The sequence below is a fragment of the Hymenobacter jeongseonensis genome (genome assembly GCF_015694725.1).
Taxonomy (GTDB): domain Bacteria; phylum Bacteroidota; class Bacteroidia; order Cytophagales; family Hymenobacteraceae; genus Hymenobacter; species Hymenobacter jeongseonensis.
This window is the reverse complement of record NZ_JADQDQ010000003.1, coordinates 244,936-269,827: the sequence shown is the minus strand read 5'-3', so window position 1 is coordinate 269,827 and position 24,892 is coordinate 244,936. Positions and strand designations below refer to the sequence as shown.

General features: G+C 59.5%; 18 protein-coding genes, 1 pseudogene and 1 riboswitch. Of the genes and pseudogenes, 7 read left to right on the top strand and 12 right to left on the bottom strand.

Annotated features, from left to right (window positions below; all coding sequences use genetic code 11):
• Nucleotides 1-117 precede the first annotated feature (117 nt).
• The gene (locus I2I05_RS08065; RefSeq protein WP_196281726.1) at nt 118-786 is read right to left on the bottom strand and encodes a GAF domain-containing protein; all 669 of its coding nucleotides are present in this window, start codon (nt 784-786) and stop codon (nt 118-120) included.
• Between the two features lie 275 nt (nt 787-1,061).
• Nucleotides 1,062-1,793: a GAF domain-containing protein gene (locus I2I05_RS08060; protein ID WP_196281725.1), complete on the bottom strand. Its 732-nt coding sequence runs from the start codon at nt 1,791-1,793 to the stop codon at nt 1,062-1,064.
• Between the two features lie 283 nt (nt 1,794-2,076).
• Here I2I05_RS08060 and I2I05_RS08055 point away from each other — a divergent pair, with 283 nt between their 5' ends.
• Nucleotides 2,077-2,562: a hypothetical protein gene (locus I2I05_RS08055; RefSeq protein ID WP_196281724.1), complete on the top strand. Its 486-nt coding sequence runs from the start codon at nt 2,077-2,079 to the stop codon at nt 2,560-2,562.
• A gap of 94 nt (nt 2,563-2,656) precedes the next feature.
• On the opposite strand, the gene I2I05_RS08050 is transcribed toward I2I05_RS08055, so the two are convergent.
• The 4 genes from I2I05_RS08050 to I2I05_RS08035 all read right to left on the bottom strand — a co-directional run bounded on the left by I2I05_RS08050 (nt 2,657) and on the right by I2I05_RS08035 (nt 8,931).
• Nucleotides 2,657-4,126, bottom strand: a complete 1,470-nt coding sequence (locus tag I2I05_RS08050; RefSeq protein WP_196281723.1) for an amino acid permease — start codon at nt 4,124-4,126, stop codon at nt 2,657-2,659.
• Between the two features lie 188 nt (nt 4,127-4,314).
• Nucleotides 4,315-5,334: an LLM class flavin-dependent oxidoreductase gene (locus tag I2I05_RS08045; protein ID WP_196281722.1), complete on the bottom strand. Its 1,020-nt coding sequence runs from the start codon at nt 5,332-5,334 to the stop codon at nt 4,315-4,317.
• Between the two features lie 10 nt (nt 5,335-5,344).
• A complete protein-coding gene (locus I2I05_RS08040; protein ID WP_196281721.1) occupies nt 5,345-6,343 on the bottom strand; it encodes an ATP-grasp domain-containing protein in 999 nt (332 codons plus the stop codon).
• A 475-nt stretch (nt 6,344-6,818) separates the two neighbouring features.
• Nucleotides 6,819-6,911, bottom strand: a riboswitch (SAM riboswitch).
• Between the two features lie 112 nt (nt 6,912-7,023).
• Nucleotides 7,024-8,931, bottom strand: a complete 1,908-nt coding sequence (locus tag I2I05_RS08035) for a TonB-dependent receptor plug domain-containing protein (protein WP_196281720.1) — start codon at nt 8,929-8,931, stop codon at nt 7,024-7,026.
• Nucleotides 8,932-9,137: 206 nt separating this feature from the next.
• Between I2I05_RS08035 and I2I05_RS08030 the strand changes: the two genes are divergently transcribed.
• The gene (locus tag I2I05_RS08030; RefSeq protein WP_196281719.1) at nt 9,138-11,624 is read left to right on the top strand and encodes a M1 family metallopeptidase; all 2,487 of its coding nucleotides are present in this window, start codon (nt 9,138-9,140) and stop codon (nt 11,622-11,624) included.
• A gap of 221 nt (nt 11,625-11,845) precedes the next feature.
• Here I2I05_RS08030 and I2I05_RS08025 read toward each other — a convergent pair whose 3' ends face one another.
• From I2I05_RS08025 to I2I05_RS08010, 4 genes are all read right to left on the bottom strand, one after another.
• Nucleotides 11,846-12,610: a carbonic anhydrase gene (locus tag I2I05_RS08025; RefSeq protein WP_196281718.1), complete on the bottom strand. Its 765-nt coding sequence runs from the start codon at nt 12,608-12,610 to the stop codon at nt 11,846-11,848.
• An 84-nt stretch (nt 12,611-12,694) separates the two neighbouring features.
• A complete protein-coding gene (locus tag I2I05_RS08020) occupies nt 12,695-14,332 on the bottom strand; it encodes a SulP family inorganic anion transporter (protein WP_196281717.1) in 1,638 nt (545 codons plus the stop codon).
• Between the two features lie 141 nt (nt 14,333-14,473).
• A complete protein-coding gene (locus I2I05_RS22320) occupies nt 14,474-15,883 on the bottom strand; it encodes a HAMP domain-containing sensor histidine kinase (protein ID WP_196281716.1) in 1,410 nt (469 codons plus the stop codon).
• A gap of 182 nt (nt 15,884-16,065) precedes the next feature.
• Nucleotides 16,066-16,746: a response regulator transcription factor gene (locus I2I05_RS08010; protein WP_196281715.1), complete on the bottom strand. Its 681-nt coding sequence runs from the start codon at nt 16,744-16,746 to the stop codon at nt 16,066-16,068.
• Here I2I05_RS08010 and I2I05_RS08005 point away from each other — a divergent pair.
• The 4 genes and pseudogenes from I2I05_RS08005 (at nt 16,745) to I2I05_RS07990 (ending at nt 21,358) form a co-directional block, all read left to right on the top strand.
• A complete protein-coding gene (locus tag I2I05_RS08005; protein WP_196281714.1) occupies nt 16,745-16,897 on the top strand; it encodes a hypothetical protein in 153 nt (50 codons plus the stop codon). The two genes, I2I05_RS08010 and I2I05_RS08005, sit on opposite strands and share 2 nt — an antisense overlap.
• Before the next feature lie 545 nt (nt 16,898-17,442).
• Nucleotides 17,443-17,952, top strand: a pseudogene (locus tag I2I05_RS08000) ((2Fe-2S)-binding protein); the annotation flags it as partial.
• A gap of 143 nt (nt 17,953-18,095) precedes the next feature.
• Nucleotides 18,096-19,121: an FAD binding domain-containing protein gene (locus tag I2I05_RS07995; protein ID WP_196281712.1), complete on the top strand. Its 1,026-nt coding sequence runs from the start codon at nt 18,096-18,098 to the stop codon at nt 19,119-19,121.
• Entirely contained in the window at nt 19,118-21,358 is a 2,241-nt protein-coding gene (locus I2I05_RS07990) for a xanthine dehydrogenase family protein molybdopterin-binding subunit (protein WP_196281711.1), read from the top strand. The genes I2I05_RS07995 and I2I05_RS07990 overlap by 4 nt, the downstream gene beginning before the upstream one ends.
• 351 nt (nt 21,359-21,709) lie before the next feature.
• On the opposite strand, the gene I2I05_RS07985 is transcribed toward I2I05_RS07990, so the two are convergent.
• Nucleotides 21,710-22,591 carry an NAD(P)H-binding protein gene (locus I2I05_RS07985; protein ID WP_196281710.1) on the bottom strand — a complete coding sequence of 294 codons (882 nt, stop codon included), beginning with the start codon at nt 22,589-22,591 and terminating at the stop codon, nt 21,710-21,712.
• A 75-nt stretch (nt 22,592-22,666) separates the two neighbouring features.
• The gene (locus I2I05_RS07980) at nt 22,667-23,539 is read right to left on the bottom strand and encodes a helix-turn-helix domain-containing protein (protein ID WP_196281709.1); all 873 of its coding nucleotides are present in this window, start codon (nt 23,537-23,539) and stop codon (nt 22,667-22,669) included.
• A gap of 126 nt (nt 23,540-23,665) precedes the next feature.
• Here I2I05_RS07980 and I2I05_RS07975 point away from each other — a divergent pair, with 126 nt between their 5' ends.
• On the top strand, nt 23,666-24,820 hold the full coding sequence (locus tag I2I05_RS07975) for an XdhC family protein (RefSeq protein ID WP_196281708.1): 1,155 nt from the start codon (nt 23,666-23,668) through the stop codon (nt 24,818-24,820).
• Nucleotides 24,821-24,892 lie beyond the last annotated feature (72 nt).

Below are 24,892 nucleotides of genomic sequence, written 5' to 3'. Positions count from 1 at the left end.
CCGATGGGTTTGGGCGCAGGGAATCAACAAAGGTAACCGGATAAAAGGTCGATTTTCGAGCCCCGGCACCCGGGGCCACTGCTGGCACGGCCCAGCGGCCCCGGCCAGCCCACCAACTTACTGGCCCAACCGCTTGAGCGTGACCTGCAGTTCTTGCTGAATGAGCCGGGTGACGTAGGTGGCCTCTTCGAGAATAGACTGTTGATACGCCAGCGCTTCGTCGCTATCGGGGCTCTCCCACTGGCTTAAGTCGGCGAGGGTGCCGATGCGGTCGAGGGACTGGCTGACGTGCCCGTCGAGCATATCGCGCAGGCTGGACAGCAACGTGGGGTCGGAAACCAAGGCGGAGCGGATATCCAGCAAGCTCATGGCCACCTGGCCGAGACTATCGAGCAGGGTGCGCTCGGGCATGGAAAAGCGGCGGGGCTGGCGGTCCATCACGCACAGGGCCCCAATGGGGTAGCCAGCGGTGGTGTGCAACGCGCAACCGGCGTAAAACTGCAGTTTTAAGGTCTGGGCCGCAGCATCGGTGGTGAGGTGGCAGGGGCGCAGCAACAGGTCTTCGTATAGCGTGATGCCGTCTTGCAGAATGGCCACGGAGCACAAGCTGTCGGCGCGGGGCACCGACGAAGTACCCGGCAGCCCGGCATTGCCCACAAACTGCACGTCTTCAGCCTGCACCAGCGATAGCAAGGCCACCGGCACGTTGAACAGGCGGGCCACAATGGCCACCAGCGTGTTAAATAGTTCTTCGCCGGGCACGCTCAGCACTTGGTAACGGCGCAAAGCCTCCAGGCGTTGGGGTTCAAAGGATGGTATTAGTTCGGGGTGTGGAACAGTGATGGGGTGCATGGCAAGGCTCAGTGCCACGGCATGGCACAAGGTTCTGATTTAGGCGCACAAAGTCGAGCCAAACCAAGCGGCAACCAACCTGCTCTCGGCAAAAGGCCGCATTGGCATGGCCAACGGCGGCTGAGGCCCGACTACCCGACAGCCAAGACCAACGAAACCATACAGCGAGCCAAGCCACGGCTCATCCAGCTGCCTTAATTGGAGCGGTGCTATTGCCCCGCGTGCGTCAGCGCCGCTTGCAGTTCGCGATACAGCGTCTGGGCCAAATACCGGGCCTCGTCGAGGCGGGACTCCACGTAGCGCTGGGCTTCGTCGGTATCGGCCGAGGATTCCCACTGGCGCAGCTCAGCCAACGTAGTCAGGCGAGTGAGGGACTGCTGCACGGGGCCTTCTAGCCGAGCGCGCAGTTCGGGGACTAACGTAGGATTGGCCGCTTGGGCAGCTTGCAAGCGCAGCAACTCCTGAGCCACAAGGGCCAGCTCTTTGAGCAAGCTGCCCTCCAAGGAAGTGAGTTCACGGGGGCGACGGTCGATGATGCAGAGACTTCCTACGGCTTGGCCATTTGGCGTGCGTAGGGCCTGGCCAGCATAAAAACCCAGGTGCATTTGCTGCGCCACCCGAGGATTTACCAAGGCGCAGGGCTCGGCGGCCACATCCTTGAATTCCGTGAGGCCGTCATTTAGAATCGCCACCGAGCACATGCTGTCTTCGCGGTCAACTACCAAGGCTTCGGGCAGGCCCTTATTACCGATGAATACCACGTCTTCGGCCCGCACTAGGCTCACGAGGGCAATGGGCATGTCGAAGAGCTTGGCCACGATGCTCACAAAATCGTTGAACAGTTCCTGGCCGGGGGTACTCATCACCTGGTAGGGCTGCAATGCCACCAGCCGCTCGTGTTCGTAGGATGGAATGAGGCCGGGGTACTTTGTAGAAATCATAATAGTAGGAGAATCCAGGGCCCAACCGTTCGGCTTACCTAAACGTTCGGTTCCAGTCCTCAAAAGGTACGTTAACCCTTACGGGGAGTTCAGATTTGGGCATTTTGCATTGCAGCTGAACTGTTGAATACCGGGGTGACATCCAGAGAAAACACAAAGCAGAAGTTCTTTCCGGCCCCCGCGGGAACTATGCTAGCGCAACTTGGGCTCTGGCAGACCGTACTTTTCTCAACGGCCTCGGATTCGGCGGCTCGTTAAGCTTATGCACGCTTGTCTCTCCCCCATGGCCCGGACCGTAGTCGGCTTATTCAACAGCGCCCCCGAAGCGCAGCAGGCCATTGACCAATTGCTGGCCGCTGGCTTCATACGCAGCAACCTCAATCTGGCAACACAAGCCACGCTCCGGGCCGAGCACTTGGCTGGAAACACCGCCAGCAGCGCGCCCGTTGAGCCTTTTGAAGAAGGCATCGTCCGGTTCTTCACCAACTTGTTTACCGGCAACGAAAACGCCGCCGCCGAAGCCCACATCGCCGCCAGTGGCCCCGATAGCGCCGTTATCACCGTAAATCCGGGCTCGGATGACGAGAGCGAACGCGCCCGGATTATTCTGGACGAATACGGAGCCATTGACGTGTATAAACAGGCGGAAAAGGCTCGTCCGGCAACGTCGCGCCCCAGCCTGGCCGATAACATTGTGGACCTGGAAGGCAGCCTTTCCCGCGTGCGGGACAAAGATGACCTGGACGCCAATGGGCTGACAACCCATTAGCCGGCCAGCAAGTACCGGCGGCTTGCAAGCAGCACAAAGCCCGTCCAGCGGCGGTGTGCTTTGCTGGACGGGCTTATAATATTACTTGGGTGATTTAGGCTGGTGTCTCAGCCTTCTGCTCGGCCACCTGGGCCAGCCGCAGTTTGCTGTGCTTCTTGCCGTAGCCGAAATAAATGGCCATACCCAGCGCGAGCCAGACAATCAGGCGCAACCACGTTTCCCAGGGCAAGGAGGCCATCATCACCACGCAAACCACGATGCCCAGGATGGGCACCACCGGCACCCACGGGGTGCGGAACGGGCGGGGCGCATCGGGGTTGGTGCGGCGCATGATGAGCACGCCCAAGCACACCATCACGAAGGCCAGCAGCGTGCCGATGCTCGTCATTTCGCCCACTACGGCGATGGGCACGAAGCCCGCAAACAGCGCAATGAATAAACCCAGCAACAGGCTGGACTGCAAAGGCGTGTTGAACTTGGGATGCAACTTGGAGAAAATGGGCGGCAACAAACCGTCCTTCGACATGGAGAAAAACACCCGCGACTGCCCCAGCAAATCCACCAGAATCACGGACGTGTAGCCGATGAGAATGGCCAAAATCACGGCGGAACTCAGCCAGGCGTACGGCGTTTTTTCAATGGCAATGGCGACCGGCGCGGCGCTGTTTTTGAACTCCGTGTAGTTGGCCAAGCCGGTGAGGACGTGGCCGAATAGCACGAACAACACGGTGCAGACGGCCAGCGAGCCAAGGATACCGATGGGCATGTTGCGCTGCGGGTTCTTGGTTTCTTGCGCCATGGTGGCCACAATATCGAAGCCAATGAAAACGAAGAAGATGACGCCCGCGCCGCGCAAAATTCCGCTTAGCCCGAACTCGCCGAACTCGCCGGTGTTGGCCGGAATGTAGGGCTGGTAATTGGCCGGGTCGATGTATTGCCACCCCAGGGCGATAAACACCAGCACCACCGCCACTTTGAGCGCGACCACCAACGCATTGAACCACGCCGAACCTTTGGTACCCCGCGTGACAATGGCCGTGATGGCCAGCACGATAAGCATGGCCGGCACGTTCACGTAACCCGATACCGTGGAGCCATCCGCAAGCTTGGCCGATTCAAAGGGCGACATCACCAACTGCGCCGGAATGTGCAGGCCGTATTTGCCGAGGAACTTCACCAGGTATTGCGACCAGCTAATGGCCACCGTGGCCGCTCCTACCGAGTATTCAAGCACCAAATCCCAGCCAATAATCCAGGCGAACAGCTCGCCCATGGTGGCATAGGAGTAGGTATAGGCGCTGCCCGAAACCGGCACGAGCGCCGCAAACTCGGCGTAGCACAGCGCGGAGAATGCACAGCCAACTGCCGCAACAATAAAGGAGAGCGTAACCGCGGGGCCTGCATTGTTCGCGGCCGCGATGCCGGTTAATGAAAAGAGGCCTGCCCCGATGATAACGCCGATGCCAATGGCAATAAGGCTAATGCCATTGAGGCTACGTTTGAGGGAGTTAGTCCCCGTTTCGGCTGCTTCCAATTGAAGCAGCGCTAATGATTTTTTTAACATGAAATGATGTAGACGCACCAAGAGGCACGTGTGGCAGCACTATTACTAGTAATCTGATTTATTGATTATAAACGTCATGCTGAGCGCAGCCGAAGCATCTCTACCGCAGTAGTAAAATCAACTACTTTTCGCGGGAGAGATGCTTCGGCTGCGCTCAGCATGACCGGACTTTTCGGGTACCCAAAAATCTACGCCAGCACCTGAATTACCGCTTCCGAAAACCGCTCCATTTCCTCCAACTGTGGGCTGGCCTGGAGCAGGAAGAAGTCCACTCCCACTTGCTCAAACGCCCCGATGCGGTCCTGAATCTGGGCGGGCGTGCCGGTGAGGCCAGTGCGCAGGCCGCGGTTCGACACCGAGTAGTCTTGCAGCGACACTTGCTGCTCGAGCTGCGTACCAGCCAGCCACTGCTGGTAATTGCCATAGCCCGCAGCCGACGCCTTCACGTTGGTGATGCGGTCGAGCTCCTTCTGCACGTCCTGGTCGTTGTCGCGCACGATGGTGTACCCGGCCACGCCGAATTTCATCGGCGGTAAGCCTTTCTGCTCACGGCGCCGGCGCATGTCGGCAATGCGGGTCCCGATTTGCTCCGGCGAGTCGCCGTGCATCACGTAGCCGTCGCACTGGGTCGAAATCAAGTCCTTGGCCGCTTCCGATTCGCCGCCAGCGTACAGGAAGGGGGCTTTGGCAGGTTTGGGCTGCAGCACGTTGTCGGCCACCTGGTAGTACTTGCCGTCGTAGCTGAAATGGTCCTGCTTCCACACGTTTGTCACCACGTCGAGCCACTCGCGGGTGCGGGCGTACCGGTCGTCGTGCTGCTCGAAGTGCAGGCCGTATTTGGTGGCCTCGTCGCGCCACCAGCTCGATACCACGTTCAGCGACAAGCGGCCGGGCGCAATCAAGTCGATGTTGGCGGCCTGTTTGGCCAGCAACGCCGGGTTGTGGAAAGTGGGCCGCACGGCTACCATTATTTCCAGCTGCTCGGTCACGGCAGCCAGGGCAGCGGCCGTACTCCAGGCCTCCATGGAGGGCGCCTCGGTGCCCTTGATGTCGTTCAGGTACAGCTCCGCAATGAGCGTAAGGTCGTAACCCAAGGCCTCGCTACGCTGCGCCAGTTGCTTCACGTAGCTCCAGTCGGTAGGCATGTGCTCGTCTTCCACGTTGCGCAGCCAACCGCCAAAAATGGGCATCCAATATCCAAATTTCATGTCGTTGAGCTTAAGCGGTGGCTAATTCGGGTTGAGCGGTAGCCGTTGCGGTAGCACCCGGCAGCTGGGCCTCCAGGTAATCCACGAACCGGGCGTAGGGGTCGAAGCCCACCACGTTCACGGCATCTGCCACGAAGTTGGAAAGGGCGTTGATGTCGTAGAACAGCACGTCGCCGGTGCGGTCATCGATGAGGTACTCAATGCCGCCCACGTCAATTTTTGCAGCAGCCACGATGCGCTCCACGGCGGCAATCACCTCGGCTGGCGGGGTGAAGGCTTCCACCTGAATGCCTTTCTTGGGCGCTTCGGTCAGGCAGAACTCGACCGACTGCTCTTCCGGAATCTGGCAGATTTCGGCCGGGCACAGGTTGAAGCTCTCGCCGGTCGTGAACACCTTCATGGCGTAGAGAAACTTGCCGTCCAGCGTTTCCACGCGGTGAATATTGCCGCCGCGGGGCGTCACGTATTCCTGCACCAGCGCCGTCTGGTCGATGCCCAGGTCAATCTGGTTGTTGTCCACGGCGGCTTGCAGGCCTTCGGGCGTGTCGAAGCGAATGATGCCCGCGCCACTCCCGCCAATGTTCACCTTCACCACAATGGGAAAGCGCAGCTGCTTGGCCGCATCCACAGCCCGCGAGGCGTGGTTTATTACGAAGGACTTGGGGTATTTCAGTCCCAGCGACTCGAACAGGGAGAGTTGCCGCGCCTTGTTGGTTTCGATGGCCGTGGCCGCCGAGCCGTTGATGATGCGCGTACCAATGCGCTCCAAGTGGGTGGCGTAGCCGGCCGTGTGGAAGATGCCCTGCCCGTGCCCACGCAGGTAGGCCGACGAACTCATGCGGTTCACCACGAGGCTGTAGCCGCTTTCCTGCTCGGCGGGGTTGAATAGGTGATGGGCGGCGTCAATTTTCTCGTAGGGCAGTCCGCGGCGGTCCAGCTCGGCGAAGAGCGGCTTGAACCATTCGGGGTGCTCGAAATAGATGCCAATGGGCTTTGGGGTCAGCGACATAGTCAGCAAAAAAGAAATGAATTAGAGTTGAAGCAGGGACGGAATTACGTCAGCCAGTGCGGGCGGCAGAGCGACGATAATTCCAGAAAATGAGTGAGCGGAACTGGCCCTGAACCTGAGGGGCAGCTTACTTCCGAGGAGTCTTCGCGTGTCGGTTCCGGACCCGCCCCATCCGTTGAACGGACGCGTTGGAGCAATCAGACTTCGTGCGAAACCAACTCAGCACCAAAGCGCAGAGGCGGAAACAACCCAGAAAAAGGAGGATGCAGCCGTTCGGAGCGGCCACAAAAAGCAGGCATGCGGAGGCAATCAGCTTCCGCTACAGCCCACCTACCCGCAGAAATTCAAGCGGGACAGGCTAAGCCAGCCAACAACAGCAACAACAGCCCATACCAGCCCGGCGCATGAGAGCGGGGGCAGCAATAAAACCGGCGGTGTGATTGGGGGGGGTGTTGGCAGCGTCCACGGCAACTTGTTTTTATATGGTCAGGAATTGGCACCTTGCCCGCGGTTGCGGATGGTTGCCGGCGCGTCGTTGAGCCTGTCTCTCAGCGCCTCTGTATAAAAACAATCCTTTGGGAGAAAGAATTGATACGGCAAATATACAGCGAAGGCCCCGATTTGTTCCAAATCGGGGCCTTCAAAAGAAAATGAATTAGGGAATGCGCTAAGCCACTATCCTACTTCCGCAGGGCCAAGCGCACGCCGGCCATGAACCAGCGGTTGGGCATTTGGGCACCCAGCAAATCGGAGTATTGCTCATTGAACAGGTTCTGCACCTGGCTAGTGAGCCACAGGCGCTGCGGCAGCACGGCCACCTCCAAGCGGGCGTTAAAAACCATATACTCGGCGGCTTGGGTGCGGCTGATGGCGGCCACGGCCGAGGCGTCGCGCTGCTTCCAGAGGCCACTCAGGCTGCCATTGACGCGCTTCGTGGTGAAGCCGACCGTGCCCGAAATTACCTGGCGGGCAATGTTGGCGAGGTACTGCGAGGCGATGTTTTCGGCGTTAGTTACCTTCACGTAGGTATAGCCCACACTGACGTTGAAGCGGGTGGTGGGCGTGAACTGATGCGCGGCGCTCAGCTCCGTTTCCAGGCCCTGGGTGGTCACATCAAACAGGTTTTGGGCGAGGCGGTAGGTGCGGGCGGCGTCGAGGTTGGGCAAGCCCGTGATTTCGATGACCTGGGAGCCGGCCGTGGGCACGTAGTCAATCTGGTTGTTGCCTTTGCGCAGGAAATAGGTGGCTTTGGCCGTGACGCCGGGCAGCGGGCGGTAGTCGGCGCCGAGTTCGTAGTTCATGGTGCGCTCGGCTTGCAATGCCGCATTGCCCACGTTGAAGCCATTGGGCACGATGCCGGGCCGGGCATTGGCGTTGTAGCGCTCCGTGAAATCGGGGGCGCGAATGGCGCGGCCCACGGCGCCGCGCACGGTCACCGTCTCCCCTAACTGCTGGCTGACGTTGAGCTGCGGCACCACTTCCGTGCCGTAAGCCTGGTCGTGGTCGAGTCGCAGCCCGCCGGTGAGGGCCAGGCCGGGCGCGGGCGTCACCGCTACTACGCCGAAGGCGGCGTAGTGCCACTGCGCGTGGTTGCCCCGGTCGTTGCTGCGCACAGCGCGGCGGTCGGCTTGGCCACCAAGGGTAGCCCGAACTTTATCCGAAAATTGCTGCTGGTGGCTGAGCAGCATGTTGGTGTAGTGCGTGAGATGGTCGCTGGCGACGGACGTGGGCGTAAAAACGTAATAGTCGGTGCTGCGGCTGGTGGAAACCTGTGCTTCGGTGCGGGCCCGCTCGGTGTGCTGGTAGCGAACCTGGCCCTGGTACCAGTCGCGGTTCGTGGTTTCGCGGGCTTGGTCGGCGGGGTTGGTGGTGTAGAAATACTGGGCGTTGTAATCGCGGCGGTCTAGGCTGGCGCGGGTGGCCAGGCTGAGCTTGGGCGTCAAATCATAAGCCACTGAAAGTGAGTACGTTTTCAGGCTGGCATCGCTGCGCAGGGTGCTGGGGGCAGCGCGCAGCTGGCCGTCGGTGGTATTGAGCAGGAGGCCGCCACCGAGGCGCAGCTTGTTTTTGGCCAAGAAGCCACCGGTGTTGGTGTGCCACAGGTTCCACTCGCCGCGCATGGTGGTGCTCAGGAATTCGGCTTCGTCGCGGCGCTCGGTGGCCGCGAAGGTTTTGGTCACGATGTTGATAACGCCGCCCACGGCATCGGGGCCGTAAAGCGCGGCACCAGCTCCGCGAATGATTTCAATCTGCTCAATCTCGGCCGGGCTGATGGGGAAATAGGCGCCAAAGTGGCCCGTGAGCGGGTCGTTCAGCCGCATGCCATCAAGCAGGAAAAGCACTTGGTTGAAGGTGCTGCCGCGCAGGCTCACGTCGGCCTGCGCACCGAAACTACCGCGGCTCTGCACCTCCAAAGCTGGCAGGCAACGCAATAAATCATCAATTGAATTGACGGGGTAGCGGGCAATGCTGGCCCCCGAAATAACGGTGACGGCCCGGCCGGTCTGGTTCAGGGGCTGGCTCAGGCGCGAAGCGTACACAGTGACTTCCCGCAGGCTCCGGCTGCTGTCGGCCGGCGTTTGGGCCAAGGCATTAACAGAAATTAAAAGGCTCGGTAACAGAACCGGTAAGCGTAAAAAATGCATCGTGGTGGGATTGATGAGGCCGCAAACTTACGGTCAGGAAGCGAGGCCGGGCGCCGCTGACGCACTTTACCTACTTTCGTAGCCGAAACAGACAACATCGCATGGCCGGTGGTGTCTTTCGCTCAAACCAATATTCCCCACCATTTTTCATGAAGCATCTTTTTGCGCTGGGCCTGCTGGGCCTGGTGGCCACCACTCCGGCTCTGGCCCAGGCACCCGCCGCCCCCGCCCCGAAGGCCGAATCCCCTTACCGCGCCTCTGACACCAAGATTAACGACTTGGTACACACCAAGCTCGATGTGCGTTTCGACTATGCCAAGCGCTACCTCTACGGCAAGACGTGGATTACGCTCAAGCCCCACGCCTACCCCACCGACACGCTGCGGCTCGATGCCAAAGGGATGGAAATCAAGGCCGTGGCCCTGATGAACGGCGACCAGCAAACGCCCCTGAAATACACCTACACCGATGGCGCCAACCTGCGCATCAACCTGGGCAAAACATTCAAGCCCGGCGAGCAATACATCATTTACATCGACTACGTCTCGAAGCCCGACGAACTGAAAGTGCAAGGCAGTGCCGCCATTACCGACGCCAAAGGCCTGTACTTTGTGAACCCAGACAGCGCAGTGGCTGGTAAGCCAGTGCAAATCTGGACGCAGGGCGAGACCGAGGCATCGTCTGCTTGGTTCCCAACCATTGACCGGCCCAACCAGAAAACCACCCAGGAAATCAGCATGACCGTGCCCAGTAAGTACGTCACGCTGAGCAATGGCGCGCTGGTGAGCCAGAAACCCGCCGGCCCTGGCCTGCGCACCGACACCTGGAAAATGGACCTTCCCCACGCCCCCTATCTCTTCATGATGGCGGTGGGTGATTTCAAAATCACCAAAGACACTTGGCGTGGCAAAGAGGTGAGTTACTACCTCGAGCCGAAGTATGCCCCCTTCGCCAAGCAGATTTTTGGCAACACCACCGACATGATGGAGTTTTACTCCACGCGCCTCGGCGTGGAGTACCCGTGGAACAAGTACGCCCAGATTGTGGCCCGCGACTACGTGAGCGGTGCCATGGAAAACACCACCGCCACCCTGCACGGCGAGCAGGTGCAGATGACGGACCGCGAGCTGGTGGACCGCGAGTACCAAAACGAATCGGTGATTGCCCACGAGTTGTTTCACCAGTGGTTTGGCGACTACGTAACCGCCGAATCGTGGTCTAACCTCACCGTGAACGAGTCGATGGCCGATTTCTCGGAAGGGCTCTACGCCGAACACAAATACGGCCGCGACGCTGCCGATGCGCACTACTACCGCTACCTGCGCCGCTACCTGAGCAGCCCGCGCGACGCCGCCAAGCCGCTCGTGCGCTTCCACTACGATAGCCAGGAAGACATGTTTGACTTGGTGAGCTACCAAAAGGGCGGCGCCATCGTGGACATGCTGCGCACCTACCTCGGCGACGATGTGTTCTTCGCCGGCTTGCAGAAATACCTCAAGGACAATGCTCTTGGAAACGGGGAAGCCCACCAAATGCGGTTAGCCTTCGAAGCCGTGTCGGGCCAGGACCTGAACTGGTTCTACAACCAGTGGTACTTCGCACCGGGCCACCCAGTGGTCACGATTGATTACGCCTGGGACGCCGCCAAAAAAGTGCAGTCCGTGACCGTGAAACAGACCCAGCCGGGCCAGCCGTTCCGCCTGCCGTTTGCCATCGATTACTACGTGAATGGCAAGAAGCAGCGCCAACAAGTGGAGATGACGGAAGCCACCCAGACGTTTACCATGCCCCTTTCGGCCAAACCTGAGCTGGTGAACGTGGACGCCAACAAGAAAACCCTATGGCAGAAAACGGACAACAAGCCGTTGGGCGACTACGTGTACCAGTACAACAAAGCGCCGCTGTTTGTGGACCGTGTGGAAGCTTTGGGCGCCGCCGCCAAGGAGCAAACCACCAATGCCGCCGCCCGCGGCGTGCTGGTGGCCGCCCTCAACGACAAGTTTGCCAGCCTGCGCGCCGCCGCCGCCGAAGCCCTGAATCTTGAGGACAAAGCTGTAGCCAAAGCTGCCGCCGCAACCCTGCGCAAGCGGGCAGCCAGCGAGAAAGAATCGGTGGTGAAGGCCCAATTGCTCACGGCCCTGGCCAAGCTGAAGGATAAGAAAGACGAAAAACTCTTCAGCCAGGAGTTGAACAGCCAGTCGTATAACGTGCAGGGCGCGGCACTCCGGGCCTTGGGCACGGTGCAGCCCGCGCAAGCCCTCACCCGCGCCAAAGCCTTTGAGACGGACAGCCACGGCGCCCTGACCCAGGCCGTAACGGAAGTGTACGCCAAAAACGGCACCCTGGCCCAGTGGGCTTACGTGCGGGATAAGTTCGACGCGGCGCGCCCCCAGGGCCAGTTCAACATGCTGGAGCCGATGGCCGCTATGCTCGGCCGTCTCGACGACGCCACTGCCGTAGCCGAGGGCATCACCCGCCTCACGAGCATCGGGGTGAAGTACAAGAGCTACGGCGCCGACAAGCCCGTCATTGGCATGCTGCAAGGCATTGCCACAGCCAAAGCCAGCCGCCCCAGCGCCGCCGAAACACAGCAAGCCGTAGCGAAAGCAGTGGCCGAAATTGAAGCAGCGAAGTAAACAGCGTTAATAAACACAACAAAAAGCCCGGTGACTGAAAAGTCACCGGGCTTTTTGTTGTGGCCACGATTGAGAAATTTGAATCCCTAATGTGCCTATAATCCTGGTTTAAAAGAGATTTCACAACGGCAATCGCACAGATATTCACCCCAAAAAAAAGGGCCTTCCGCAACTTGCGGAAGGCCTTTTCCTTCTCTTATTCACTCTTCTATCAGGTTTTCTTACTTCGCAAAGCTTTCAGCATTCATTTCGGCTGGATTGTGCTTTGGCCCTTCGTACGTGCTCGAGTCTTCCTCGGCCGTAGGGGGCTCAGGAGCATCCGATTCCTCATCGTAAACTTCCTCTTGGTCGTGCACCTCGGTGCCGTAAATGTGCTCCATCTCGCTCATTACCTCGTCGCTGTCGACATTCAGGTCTTTCAGGACGCCATCGGCAATGTCGTAGACGAGGCCGTGCAGCCGCGGCGGATTATCGGCGCGCATGGCATTCTGGATAATGTTGGTTTTGGCCAAGTTACGCACCTGCTCAATTACGTTCAGCTCCACCAAGCGGCGCATGCGCTGCTTTTCGTCCTTTATTCGCAGAATCTCGGTTTCGTGCAGGCGCACCACGTCGCGAATATTAACTAACCAGTTGTCAATGAGGCCATACTGCTTATTGGCAGCGGCAGCGGCTACCCCGCCGCAACCGTAGTGCCCCACCACCAGAATGTCTTTTACGCCCAGTACTTCCACGGCGTATTGCAGCACCGAAAGCATGTTCATGTCAGAATGCACCACCAGGTTGGCGATGTTCCGGTGCACAAACATTTCCCCGGGGCCCGTGCCCGTGATGCCCGAGGCGGGCACCCGCGAATCGGAACAGCCGATGAATAGGTAGCGGGGGGTTTGGCCGTTGGCCAGCCGCTGAAAAAACTCAGGGTCGTTGGCGTTTTTAGTAGCTACCCACTCGCGGTTGTTGGCGAGAATGTCTTGAATGCCTGCCATGATATTTTTTTTTAAGTGTTCTGTAATTAAAGGGTCCAGGGTGTTTTTGCGCAGTGCTTGCTTGGCTACCGTCGGCTTAGCGTGCTAGTGCGCTGCCAAGTCTACTTGCCGAATGCCGCGCATTTCCAATTCAATGCCGCGGGCCGGGGCCGCTTGGCGAAAAGCCTCCAAGGCTTCCAGAACGTCGTTGTCGATGACGTGCGAACGGCTGCCGTCGAGAACTACACGGCTACCCGCGGGCAATTGTTCCAAGGTGGTCACAATACTAGCCTTGTTGAGGAACGATACGTGTTCGGGCAAACGCAGGTGCATGAAGTTGGGGTCGTCGCTGTCCTCGGCGTGGTCGCGCGCCAGGTAAGAGCCTGCCTTCGAGTTGTCGCGCAGGATAAAGAAGAAGCCCAGTACCAGCCCGATGCTCACGCCCTTCAGCAAGTCGGTGAACAGTACCGCCACAATCGTGATAATGAAAGGAATAAACTGTTCACGGCCCAGTCGCCACTGCTTGCGGTAGAGTGCCGGCTTGGTCAGTTTATAACCAACAAGCAAGAGCACAGCAGCCAGAGCCGACAGCGGAATCAGGTTCAGAATCGAGCTCAAAAACAACAAACTCGCCAACAGCAGCAAGCCGTGAATAAAGGAGGACATCCGGGTTTGTCCCCCCGCGTCGATGTTCGCCGAAGAGCGCACGATAACAGCCGTTACAGGCAAGCCCCCCAGCAATCCACTGACCAAGTTGCCGCCACCCTGGGCCATCAGCTCGCGGTTGGTGGGTGTGTGGCGCTTGTGGGGGTCGAGGTTGTCGACGGCTTCCACGCTCAGCAGCGTTTCGAGCGATGCCACCAGGGCAATGGTTAAGGCGACCCCGTAAGTGGCCGGCCGTTTCAGGGCGCTAAAGTCCGGAAACGTCATCTCGCCGATGAGTTGTTGCAGCGACGAAACCACAGGCAGCGTAACCAAGTGTTCGGGCCGAACCTGCAGGCTTGGGACAACGGCCTTTAACAACTGATTGATGGCCACCGAAGCCAGCACGGCTACCAGTGCCCCGGGCACCAAGCGGGCCCACGGCTGACGCCGGACCGCCGGACGGTCCCACAGCAGCATTAGCCCCAGTGCCACAAAGCCCACCATGACCGAACCCACGCTCAAGCTCTTTAAAGCGGCCGAAATAGCCGAGAAAGAGTTGTAGCCGTCAATTTGCGAAAAATTCAAATCCTCGAAATAGTCCGAATCGGCCCCGAGGAAGTGGGGAATCTGCTTTAGAATCAGAATAATGCCAATGGCCGCCAACATGCCGCGGATAACCGCGGCCGGGAAATACAAGGCAATGATTCCGCCCCGACCCAGCCCCATGATTATCTGGAAGACGCCCGCAATAGCCGTGGCCGTGAGAACGGCTGGCCAAGAACCCAGGGTACTAATGGCCGACAACACAATCGTGGTAAGCCCCGCCGCCGGGCCCGTTACGCTCACGGCCGAACCGCTGAGCCAGCTCACCAGCACCCCGCCCACAATACCCGCAACCACGCCCGCCAACAGCGGCGCGCCCGAGGCCAGCGAAATACCTAAACACAACGGCAGCGCGACCAGAAAAACGACTAGTCCCGCGGGTGCATCCTGCCCCAGCGAGCCGAAAATGGAAGGCTGAGGCTGAGGAGTTTTGGGCCTAATGGCTGCGGCAATGGGAGTGCCCGTGCGCGCAGGGGTTGAAATAATTTCCGGCATAACTATTAATTATTGTAGTAAGCAAAGCACTATAAAAAGGATGTTCCTCCAATAGGCCGAATCCCGATGCAAGGGTACGGGAGCCCGATTAAGACGGCGTTAAAGTCGAATTAAAAGGGTATTAAAACCGAAATTTGCCCTTTATCGGGCCGGTACCACGGGCCATTCCAACCACACCTGCGTGCCTTGTCCTACCTCGCTTTCCACGCGAATAACCCCTCCGTGCAACGCCATAATTCGGGCGGCCAGGGGTAGGCCGATGCCGTGGCCTGGCACTGCGCGAGCCGAAGCGGCCCGGAAGAAGGGCACAAACACCTGCTGCAAATCGGCCCCAGACAGGCCCGGGCCTTCGTCGGCCACCAACAGCGTCAACGTGGCGCCCGTGCGCGCCAGGGTAGCCGTCACGGTGCCGTTGTTGCCCGCCGAAAACTTGCAGGCATTATCGAGGACATTCAACATCGCCGACAGCAACAGGGCCTCGTTGCCCCGCACGACATAAGCGCCGGAATCGTCGGCTTCGCCAAAGTCCAGGTCGACGCGGCAGGTTGGGTGGCGGCGCAGCAGCTGCTCGTGCGCTTGCAGCAGCAGCTCATCCAGCCGCACCTTGGCCATTGGCACCTGCGAGGGGTCGTCGGACGCCCGGGCAATTTGCAGCAACCCATTGGTCAGCTCGTTGAGCTGCCGCGACGAATCCAGGGTGCATTGGAGCACGCGTCGGTACTCGGCGGGGCTGCGTTCGGCTTGTAGCAGGGCCACTTCCAGCTCGCCAATGAGGGCCGTGAGGGGCGTGCGCAATTCGTGCGAGGCGTCGCGCACGAAGGTGCGCTGCCCGGCAAAGGCCGACTGAAGCCGGTCGAGCAAGCGGTTGAAGCGCTGCGCCAGGCGGCCTATTTCGTCGTTGGAGCCCGCGGCCTGGGTCAGCCGCTGGCTCAAATCGGTGGCCGTAATGCCGTCTACTTCCTGCACCATGCGGCGCAACGGCCGCAACGCGCGCCCGGCAAATACCCAGTTTCCGATTCCCACCACCACCAGGGCGGTTAGCAGCCCCACGGCCAACAGCTTGCCCAGTTGTTCCAGTTGCTCGCGGCTATCCTCGTCAACCGACGAGGCCACGACGACCAATGGTCCCAATCGGTCGTCGTGGTACAGCAAGCCCACCGTTTCGTGGTAGTTGGTTTCGGACTCCAGCACGGCCCGGCCCGAGCGGCGCACTTCGGCCAGCCAGGCGCTGGGCACGGGCTTGGCCGGGCCCTGGCCCTCCTGAAACACCAGCCGATTGGCAGCATCGTACACCCGTCCTTCTTCGGCCGGCAGCGTGCGGTAGAGCTGGCGCAGGTAGCGGCGGTAGGACACCTGATGGCTCGAGTCGCTGTGGGTTGCCAGGCCGTCGGCATAGGCGTGGCCCACCACCAAGGTGCGCTTAAACAGGCTTTGCGTGAATAAATTGCGGCGCGACTGCTTGGTGGCAAAGTAGATGGCCAGCGAAAACAGCAACAAAGTCACGGCCAAAATAGACCCGAACTGGATGGCAAGACGAAGGCGAATGGACACGAGCGTGGGCTAAGAAGGGCAGGAGAACTTCGATGAAGGAGAAAGCTACAGCCTACCAAAGGACTTGCTGCGCTGCCGAACCTCCTCCCCTAAATACGGCATTTAGACGGCCAAAGCGCAGCTGCCAACCGCTTTCGGCAGCGCGCACCAGCGCGGCATTTTTCCCGATGCTGAACACCATCTCAGCCCTCGTTCTTCATCACATACCCCATTCCCACGAGCGTATGAATGAGCTTGGGCTCGAAATTTTTGTCGATTTTTTTACGCAAAAAATTGATGTACACATCGATTACGTTAGAGCCGGTGTCGTAGCTCATATCCCAGACTTGTTCCAGCAAATCGGCCCGCGACACCACTCGGCCCTGGTTGCGCAGCAGGTATTCGAGCAAGGCAAACTCGCGTGCCGTGAGCTGCACCACTTGGCTGGCGCGCTCCACGCGCTTCGCCACGGGGTCCAGGGTGAGGTCGGCGAGGTGCAATACGGCTTTGGGTGCGGGCGCTTCGGTGCGCCGCCGCACCAAGGCGCGCAGCCGGGCCAGCAGTTCTTCGAAGGCAAACGGTTTGACCAGGTAGTCATCGGCGCCGGCATCCAACCCGCGAATCTTGTCATCGGTCTCGCCCAGGGCCGTGAGCATGAGAATGGGGACGCCCGCGTCGTGGGCGCGCACTTGGCGGCACACTTCCAGGCCGCTCAGGCCGGGCAGCATTTGGTCCAGAATCAGGCAGTCGTAACGGGTCGACTGGGCGCGGCGCAGCCCCAGCAGCCCGTCGGCGGCTAGGTCAACGGTGTAGTCTTGTTCGGTGAGCCCTTGGTGCAGAAATGCGGCAACCGAGGGCTCGTCTTCAACTAAGAGAATTTTCATGACACCTGAAGGTAGCGCCGACGGCCCGAAAACGCCGCCCGTCTGCCCCTACCGGAGGCTGCCGGCCGGTGCGGAAATGCTCACCGTACTGGGCTTACCGGTGGGCTTGCGCGAGCGCAAAGCCAACCATGGCAACTCGGCCTCCTGCTGACAGGCAACTGGTGTACTGGCGGTCAGGTCAATTTTTCCTGAAAATATCCGGCTGCCCAGCGGCGCCGCTTGCAGCCGGATACCGACGGCCAATAAAATTGACAAAATCAGCGCCAGGCAGTACCGAAAATTCCTTTGAAGAAGTGGGACCATAAGTAGCAAACAGGGTAACCCGGCGAGTTGCGTCTCCATCGCAAGCTCAACATTTTTTGATGCCTAAAATTAGTTTTTTAGCAGCAATTCGTGAATCTGCTCCGAATTAGAATTTCATTCTGGCGGGTTTTTGCATGCGTTATCTTAACGAATAACGCTTTTCAAAACATTCATAATTATTCAATTATGCGCAAGAGTACAGCTCATCCGCAAAAATAGAAAGAAACTATATACATGTGTTTTTATCAATGACAAAATTCGGACATCCTGGTACAAAAGGCAGCACTCATTCGACTAAGGCTCGTATGGAATCTGGATTCCTTCTGGTCGCATCGCGGCGGGTGGCTTTGCTTTTACTGCGCTTTCTTCTCACTTTTCTTCCTGCCTTATTCTATGAGTCAATTTACCCAGCCCACATTGGAGCGCCCGCCTATGGCCTTGGCTCCCACCCAGGCCGTGAGCCTGAACATCAACGGCAAAGCCCACACCCTCCAGATTGCGCCTTGGACCACCTTGCTCGACGCCCTGCGCGAGTACCTTGACCTAACGGGCACCAAGAAAGGCTGTGACCACGGCCAATGCGGCGCTTGCACGGTTTTAGTGGATGGCAAGCGCATTAACTCCTGTCTTTCGCTGGCGGTGATGCAGGAAGGCAGCGAAATCCAAACCATCGAAGGACTCGGCTCGGAAGACAACCTTAGCCCGCTACAACAGGCGTTTATCGACCACGATGCCTTCCAGTGCGGCTACTGCACACCGGGCCAGATTTGCTCGGCTCAAGGACTCCTCAACGAAGGCCGGGCTACTACTGAAGCCGAAGTGCGGGAGCTGATGAGTGGCAACCTCTGCCGCTGCGGCGCTTACTCCAATATTTTGAGTGCGGTGATGGAAGTCCTTGGCAATAAGGGAGCCGAAGCCGCTGGCAGCCAGGCAACGCCGAAGAAGGAATCGAAGGAAGGCGCAAGGCAATGGGCAGCCGGCGCGGCGAGCCAGTCCGTGCCCCCGGTAGAACCCGCCAAGTAATCCTCCTTCTTACAGCCCACAATATGAACAGTTTCACTTTCACCCAAGCTACGGCCGTGGAGGCCGCAGTGCAGGACAAAGCCGCGCACGAAGGCGCGGCCTACATCGGCGGCGGCACTAACCTGATTGACCTAATGAAGGAAAACGTGGCCCGCCCCACGCACCTCATCGGCCTCAAAAACCTCGGTCTCGATAATATAGAGAACACGCCCGATGGCGGCCTGCGCCTCGGCGCCCTCGCCACCAACGCCGACACCGCCTACCACCCCGAAGTTGAAAAGCGCTACCCGCTGCTGAACCAGGCCATCTTGGCCGGGGCCAGCCCGCAGTTGCGCAACATGGCCACCGACGGCGGCAACCTGATGCAGCGCACCCGCTGCTATTATTTCTACGACTTGGCCACGCCCTGCAACAAGCGCGAGCCCGGCTCCGGCTGTTCGGCCATTGGCGGCTACACCCGGGTGCACGCCATCTTGGGCACCAGCGAGCAGTGCATTGCCACGCACCCGTCGGATATGTGCGTGGCCCTGGCTGCGCTCGACGCCACCGTGCGCGTGAGCGGCCCCAACGGTGAGCGCACCATTGCTTTTGAAGATTTCCACCGCCTGCCCGGCAACACGCCCGAGCGCGACAACAACTTGGAGCCCGGCGAGCTGATAACCGGCCTTGACTTACCCGCCAAAGGCTTCGAGAAGAATTTCAGCTACCTGAAGCTGCGCGACCGGACCAGCTATGCTTTCGCGCTAGTGAGCGTGGCTGCCACGCTGGAGCTAGACGGCACTACCATCAAGGATGCCCGCCTCGCGCTGGGCGGCGTGGCCCACAAGCCCTGGCGCGACAAAGCCGCCGAGGCGCTGCTCATCGGCCAGCCGGCCACGGCCGACACGTTCCGCCGCGCTGCTGCCAAGGTACTGGAAGGCGCCAAAGGCCAGGGCACCAACAACTTCAAAATTGAGCTAGCCAAACGCGCCATTGTGCGGGCCCTCAAACAAGCCACCGAAATGAATCAGGCCCTAGACGCCACCGCCTTTCAAAATTCCAACCCATGAGCCTGATCACTGATTACATCGGCAAACCCACCAGCCGCGTCGACGGACCGGCCAAGGTGCTGGGCACCGCCAAGTACGCCGCCGAATTTAACGTTCCGAACCTGCTCTACGGCTACGTAGTGAGCAGCCCAATTGCCAAGGGCAAAATCACGAAAATTGATTCTGAAAAGGTGCGGGCACTCCCCGGCGTGCAGGAAGTTTTCACGCACGAAAACGTGCCGAACTATGCATTCTTAGACCGCAGCTACAAGGACGACGTGGCCCCCGGCGGCTCGCCGTTTCGGCCGCTGCACGATGCCGAAATCAAGTACAGCCTGCAGCCCGTGGCGCTGATAGTGGCCGATACGTTTGAGTTGGCCCGCTACGCCGCGTCCATCCTGCACATTGAATACGAGGAAGCGGCGCACGAAACCGAGCTAACCAAGCACATTGACGAGGCCTACGAGCCCGGCCGGGGCAAAACCGGCTACAAGCCGCCGAAGTCGCGCGGCAACTTCGGGCGCGGCTGGAAAGAGGGTGTGGCCCACATGGAAGGCCAATTTTCGCACCACGCCCAGCACCACAACCCCATGGAGATGTTCGCCAGCACGGTGGAATGGCTCGGGGATAAGAAGCTGAACATCTACGACAAAACGCAGGGCGTTTTCAACAGCCAGCAGTACGTCAACAAAGTTTTTGGGCTAAGCAAGGACCAGGCCCGGGTGATTTCGAAGTACACCGGCGGCGGTTTTGGCTCGGGGCTGCGGCCCCAATACCAGCTGTTTATGGCCGTGATGGCTTCGTTGCAGCTCGAACGCTCGGTGCGCGTGTCGCTCACCCGCCAGCAGATGTTCAGCTTCGGCCACCGGCCCGAAACCTTGCAGCATGTGGCTCTGGCCACCGCGGCCGACGGCTCGCTCACGGGCATGAACCACTTCGCCGTGGCCGAAACCTCGCAGTTTGAGGACTTCACTGAGAACGTGGTGGGCTGGACGGGCACCCTTTACGATTGCAAAAACGTGAAGCTGGGCTACCGCTTGGCCAAGCTCGACGTGTTTTCGCCCCTCGACATGCGGGCGCCGGGCGCGGCCTCGGGCTCCATCGCCCTGGAAATTGCGATGGACGAAATGGCCTACGCCGCAGGCCTCGACCCGCTCGAATTCCGCATCCGTAACTACTCCGATTTCGACCAGGCCCAGAACCTCCCCTATTCCAGCAAGGCCCTGCGCAAATGCTACGCCGAAGGCGCCGCCAAATTCGGCTGGGAGCAGCGCACGCCCGAGCCCGGCTCGATGCGCGACGGCAACCTGCTGGTGGGCTGGGGCATGGGCGGCGGCATCTGGGACGCCTCGAAGCAGCCCGCGGTGGTAAAAGCCAGCCTCGACGCCGACGGCCATCTCACCGTGAGCAGCGGCACCAACGACATCGGCACCGGCACCTACACCATCATGACGCAGATTGCGGCCGAAAGCATGGGCTTGCCCATCGAGGCCGTCACCTTTGTGCTCGGCGATACCACGCTGCCCGAGTCGCCGCTACAAGGCGGCTCCTGGACGGCTGCTTCGGTGGGCAACTCCGTGGTAGAGGCGTGCAACAAGCTTGGCGAAGCGCTGCTGAAGCAAGCCCAGAAAATGGACCATGCCACGTTCAAAGATGCCAAAATTGACGACGTGCAATTTGTGAACGGCCAAATGCGCCTGCGCACTGACCTCACCCAGGGCATCGTGCTGCGTGATATTGTGCAAGCCAGCGGCGAGCCCAAAATGGAAGCCGAGAACTCCACGGTGCTCACCAAACTGGAAATGCTGAAGCCCCCGAAATACTCCATGCACGCCCACAACGCGGTGTTTGTGGAGGTGAAAGTGGACCCCGACCTGATGACTGTGCACGTTACCCGCGTGGTAAATGCCGTGGCCGCCGGCCGCATCATCAACCCGAAAACGGCCCGTAGCCAGGTGCTCGGCTCAGTCGTCTGGGGCATCAGTTCGGCCCTGATGGAAGAATCGGTGATGGACCACCGCTTTGGCCGTTACATGAACCACAACTACGCCGAATACCACGTGCCCGTGAACGCCGACATTCACGACATTGACGTGATTTTCGTGAACGAGGAGGACGACAAAGTCAACCCCCTCGGCATCAAAGGCATTGGCGAAGTGGGTCTGCTCGGTGTAGCCGCCGCCGTGGCCAACGCCATCTACCACGCCACCGGCAAACGCGTGCGTGATTTACCGATTACGATTGACAAGCTGCTCTAGAAACCATGGCGCCGAGTGGTGCTGTTCTAGCTAGCGCTTTAATTAAAACGGCCCGTAACGAATTCGTTACGGGCCGTTTCTGTTAATACTCTTTCTGAACCAGTCAGGCAGGCTTGGCAGTTATTTTAAATGTCACTCTAGTTCAGCCCGTCATACTGAACGGAGTCGCACCATCTTCACCTCTCTTCCTGTCATGCTGAGCGGAGCGAAGCATCTTCTCACCGCCGAACGAGTCTTGCAAACATGAGAAGATGCTTTGCTCCGCTCAGCATGACAGGCGTTTGAGGGCGTTTAAGACTACTCTCGTTCAGCATGATGAGCTAAAAATCACCTATCTGCTTCGCCATTTTGTTAAAAAGCAGCCGCGAATTCCTTAGCGAAATCTTCCAGCTTCACGTTGCCCAACGTGGGGCGATGCTGCCAGTAGTCCTCTCCCAATTTGCCGCTGTTGATGCTGGCGTAGATGTCCACAACTTCATGGGACCGAGTAGGTGGCACACCGTTTTTCACCATGTTATGCCGCATTTGCTCGTCGGTGAAGGCCACCCATTTCAGGTCGGGCTTGCCGATGGCGGCGCCCAGGGCGTGCGCAACTTCGTCGGCTGTCCGCTCGTCGCTGGCTACGTAGCGCACATTCTGGCTGGCGGCAGTAGCTGGTTTGGCTAACTCTTCTGCTGCGGCGGTAGCAATATCTCGCGGGTGAACCCAGGCAACCTTGATATCGCCCGCGTAATTGGCCCCCAAAATGCCCGCGCCTTTTATCATCCCGACCGAAGTATACAGATTGGTGTAGAAGGATGTGGGCCGCAGGTGCGTGAGCGCAATGCCCGGCACTTCCCGCAGGATGACTTCCACGTCATGCGTGCCGAGGATGCCGCCGGTGCCGTGGTCCAGATGTGCGCCCCAACTGCTGAGCTGCACCACCCGCCGCACGCCCGACCGCTGAATGGCCTCTGCATAGTTGCGGCCGATTTGCTGGTGGTAGGCCCGCGAATCAGCCACGGCAAAGTGGGGCGGCACCATCAGGTACACCGAGTCAGCACCCGTGAAAGTGGCCGTCAAAAAGCCAACGTCTTCGACCGAGCCGATGGCGGCCGACGCGCCCAATGCTTCAATTTCCGACTGCTTGTCGGGCTTGGTGCTGATAACCGTGACGGCGTGGCCGTTGCGCACCAACTCGCTGGCCAGTGGCTTGCTGATGTTCCCGAGGGAACCTGTTAGGATGATTTTCATACGGCAAAGTTCCGGCGGCCACCAGCGGGCCGAAAGGGCGAAACAGCGGGAAGCTTGGGCGAAAGTGCGGAAACGCTATGCCCAGCGCTGGCGGTAGGCAACGGGCGATACGCCGGTGCTTTTCCGGAAAAACCGCCCGAACGTGGACTGGTCGGCGAAATGCAGCGTGTCCGCAATCTGTCCGATGGTCAGGGCCGGGTTCTGCAGGAGTACGTTGGCTTCCAGCAGCACGGCTTCGGCCAGCCATTCCACGGCCCGCTTGCCGGTGGCTTCTTTCACAGTTTCGGCGAGGTGCTTGGGGGTGACGCACAGCTTGTCGGCATAAAAAGCCAGGCTGCGCTCCGTGGCATAATGACTGTTGACCAGCTTCTTAAACTCGGCCGCTATCAGCTGGCTTCTCGTCTGGATGGCGCTCGACGAAACATGCTGCATGCTGTAAATGGGAGCTGTTTCGTGCAATAAAATTTGAATCAGGTTGCGGATAATTTCCTCTCGGTAAGGATGCGGCGCGTCGTATTTCTGCTCAACGGCCCGCAGCAGAGCCGTGATACTGTCGGCTTGGGCAGGAAGTAATTGCAGAACGTGGGTGGCGTCGCGCTCAAAAAACGGGAACGTATCCAGATTCAAACTGCCGTGAGCCGAGATAAACTCTTTGGTAAAAAAGATACTCAACGCGTCCAAATCCGCCGACATAAACGGCCACTGCTTGATAACGAATGGCGAAAGCACCATCAACGAGCCCGGCCCGATGTCATAAGTTTCGAGGTTGACTTGCAGGCGGGCACTGCCACGCAGGCAGATGCCGATTTTGTAGTAATTGCTGCGGTAAGGCAGGTCGATGGGCAGTTGGGTTGGGGCAGAATTCGGCCCCAAAAAGAAGAAATCAACCGGCTTTTCTGCCGTTTCGGTGAGGGTTTGTAATTGATAAACGGGAATAGTTGCCTCCATAAGCATCAATATACACGCCGGTAGCCGGCGGCTTGCAACTGCCCCAAAACCGCGCTTCCCGGCAAGTAGTTTACATAACCTCACCCATCCGCCGGGCGTACAGCTTCAGCCAACAACATTCCGATAATGACCGAACTCCAACGCCTGCTTCTGGCCTACGACCAGCACCGCGCCGCGGCCCGGCCCTGCGCCTTGGCCACGGTGGTGGAAGTGCTGGGCTCGGCCTACCGCCGCCCCGGCGCCCGCATGCTCGTCACCGACGACGGCCAGCTCACCGGCGCCATCAGCGGGGGCTGCCTAGAAGGCGATGCCCGCCAGCGGGCGCGACAAGCCATTTTCCGGGGCCAGCCAGCATTGGTTACTTATGACACCCGCGACGAAGACGACCCGCGCCACGGCTTGGGCCCCGGCTGCCAAGGCGTGGTACGCATCTTACTAGAGCCCCTGGACTTCGCGGCCCCCGACAACCCGGTGGAGCTGCTTCGTAGTTTTGCGCAGCACCCCGAATCCACCGTATTGGTGACCGTATTTGAAACCGATGCGGCCAGCGGTTTGCTGGCGGCAGTGGGCCAGCGCCAGCTATCCACGGCAACTGGCGTGGTTCACACCACCCCCTTTCTAACTCAACTCACTGAGGATTCGGCCCTGACCGCCGCTATTCAAAGCACTCTGGCCGACGGCACGGCCCAAGTGCTGGACTTGGAAACAACTGATGGCTCAATCCGTGCTGTGCTCGAACGCCTCACCCCGCCCTTGCGTCTCATAATCTACGGGGCGGGCAACGACGCGCAGCCCTTGGTGCGCCTCGCGGCTTCATTAGGCTGGCACATCACCGTGCTCGATGGACGCCCTAATCTGGCAACTGTGGCCCGGTTCCCTGAGGCGGCCGAAGTCCGCGTGGTGCCTGTGGCGGCCATTCCGGATGAGAATCCGGGGGAGGCATATGCCGTGCTGCTAAGCCACAACTACGCCTATGATTTGGCGGCGCTGGCGCTGCATATTCCCGCCGCTACACCATACATTGGGCTGCTCGGGCCACGTCTGAAAGCAGCCCGCTTATTGGACGAACTTGACCTTTCGGAAGCCGAAATTGCCCAATTACTCAGCACCCGCCTGCACAGCCCCATCGGCCTAGACCTGGGCAGCGAAACACCCGAGGAAATAGCATTGGCCATTGTGGCTGAAATTCAGGCGAAACACCAGCAACGCAACGGACGCCCATTGCGCGAACGGGCCGGAACGGTGCACGTGCCCATACGGACTGCCCCAGTATCCGCCTAGAAGTGGCTTATAACTGGTCCCTGTGATTGGGTATTGGATTTGCAGGTAATTTCGGTAACAACGGAGGCTTTC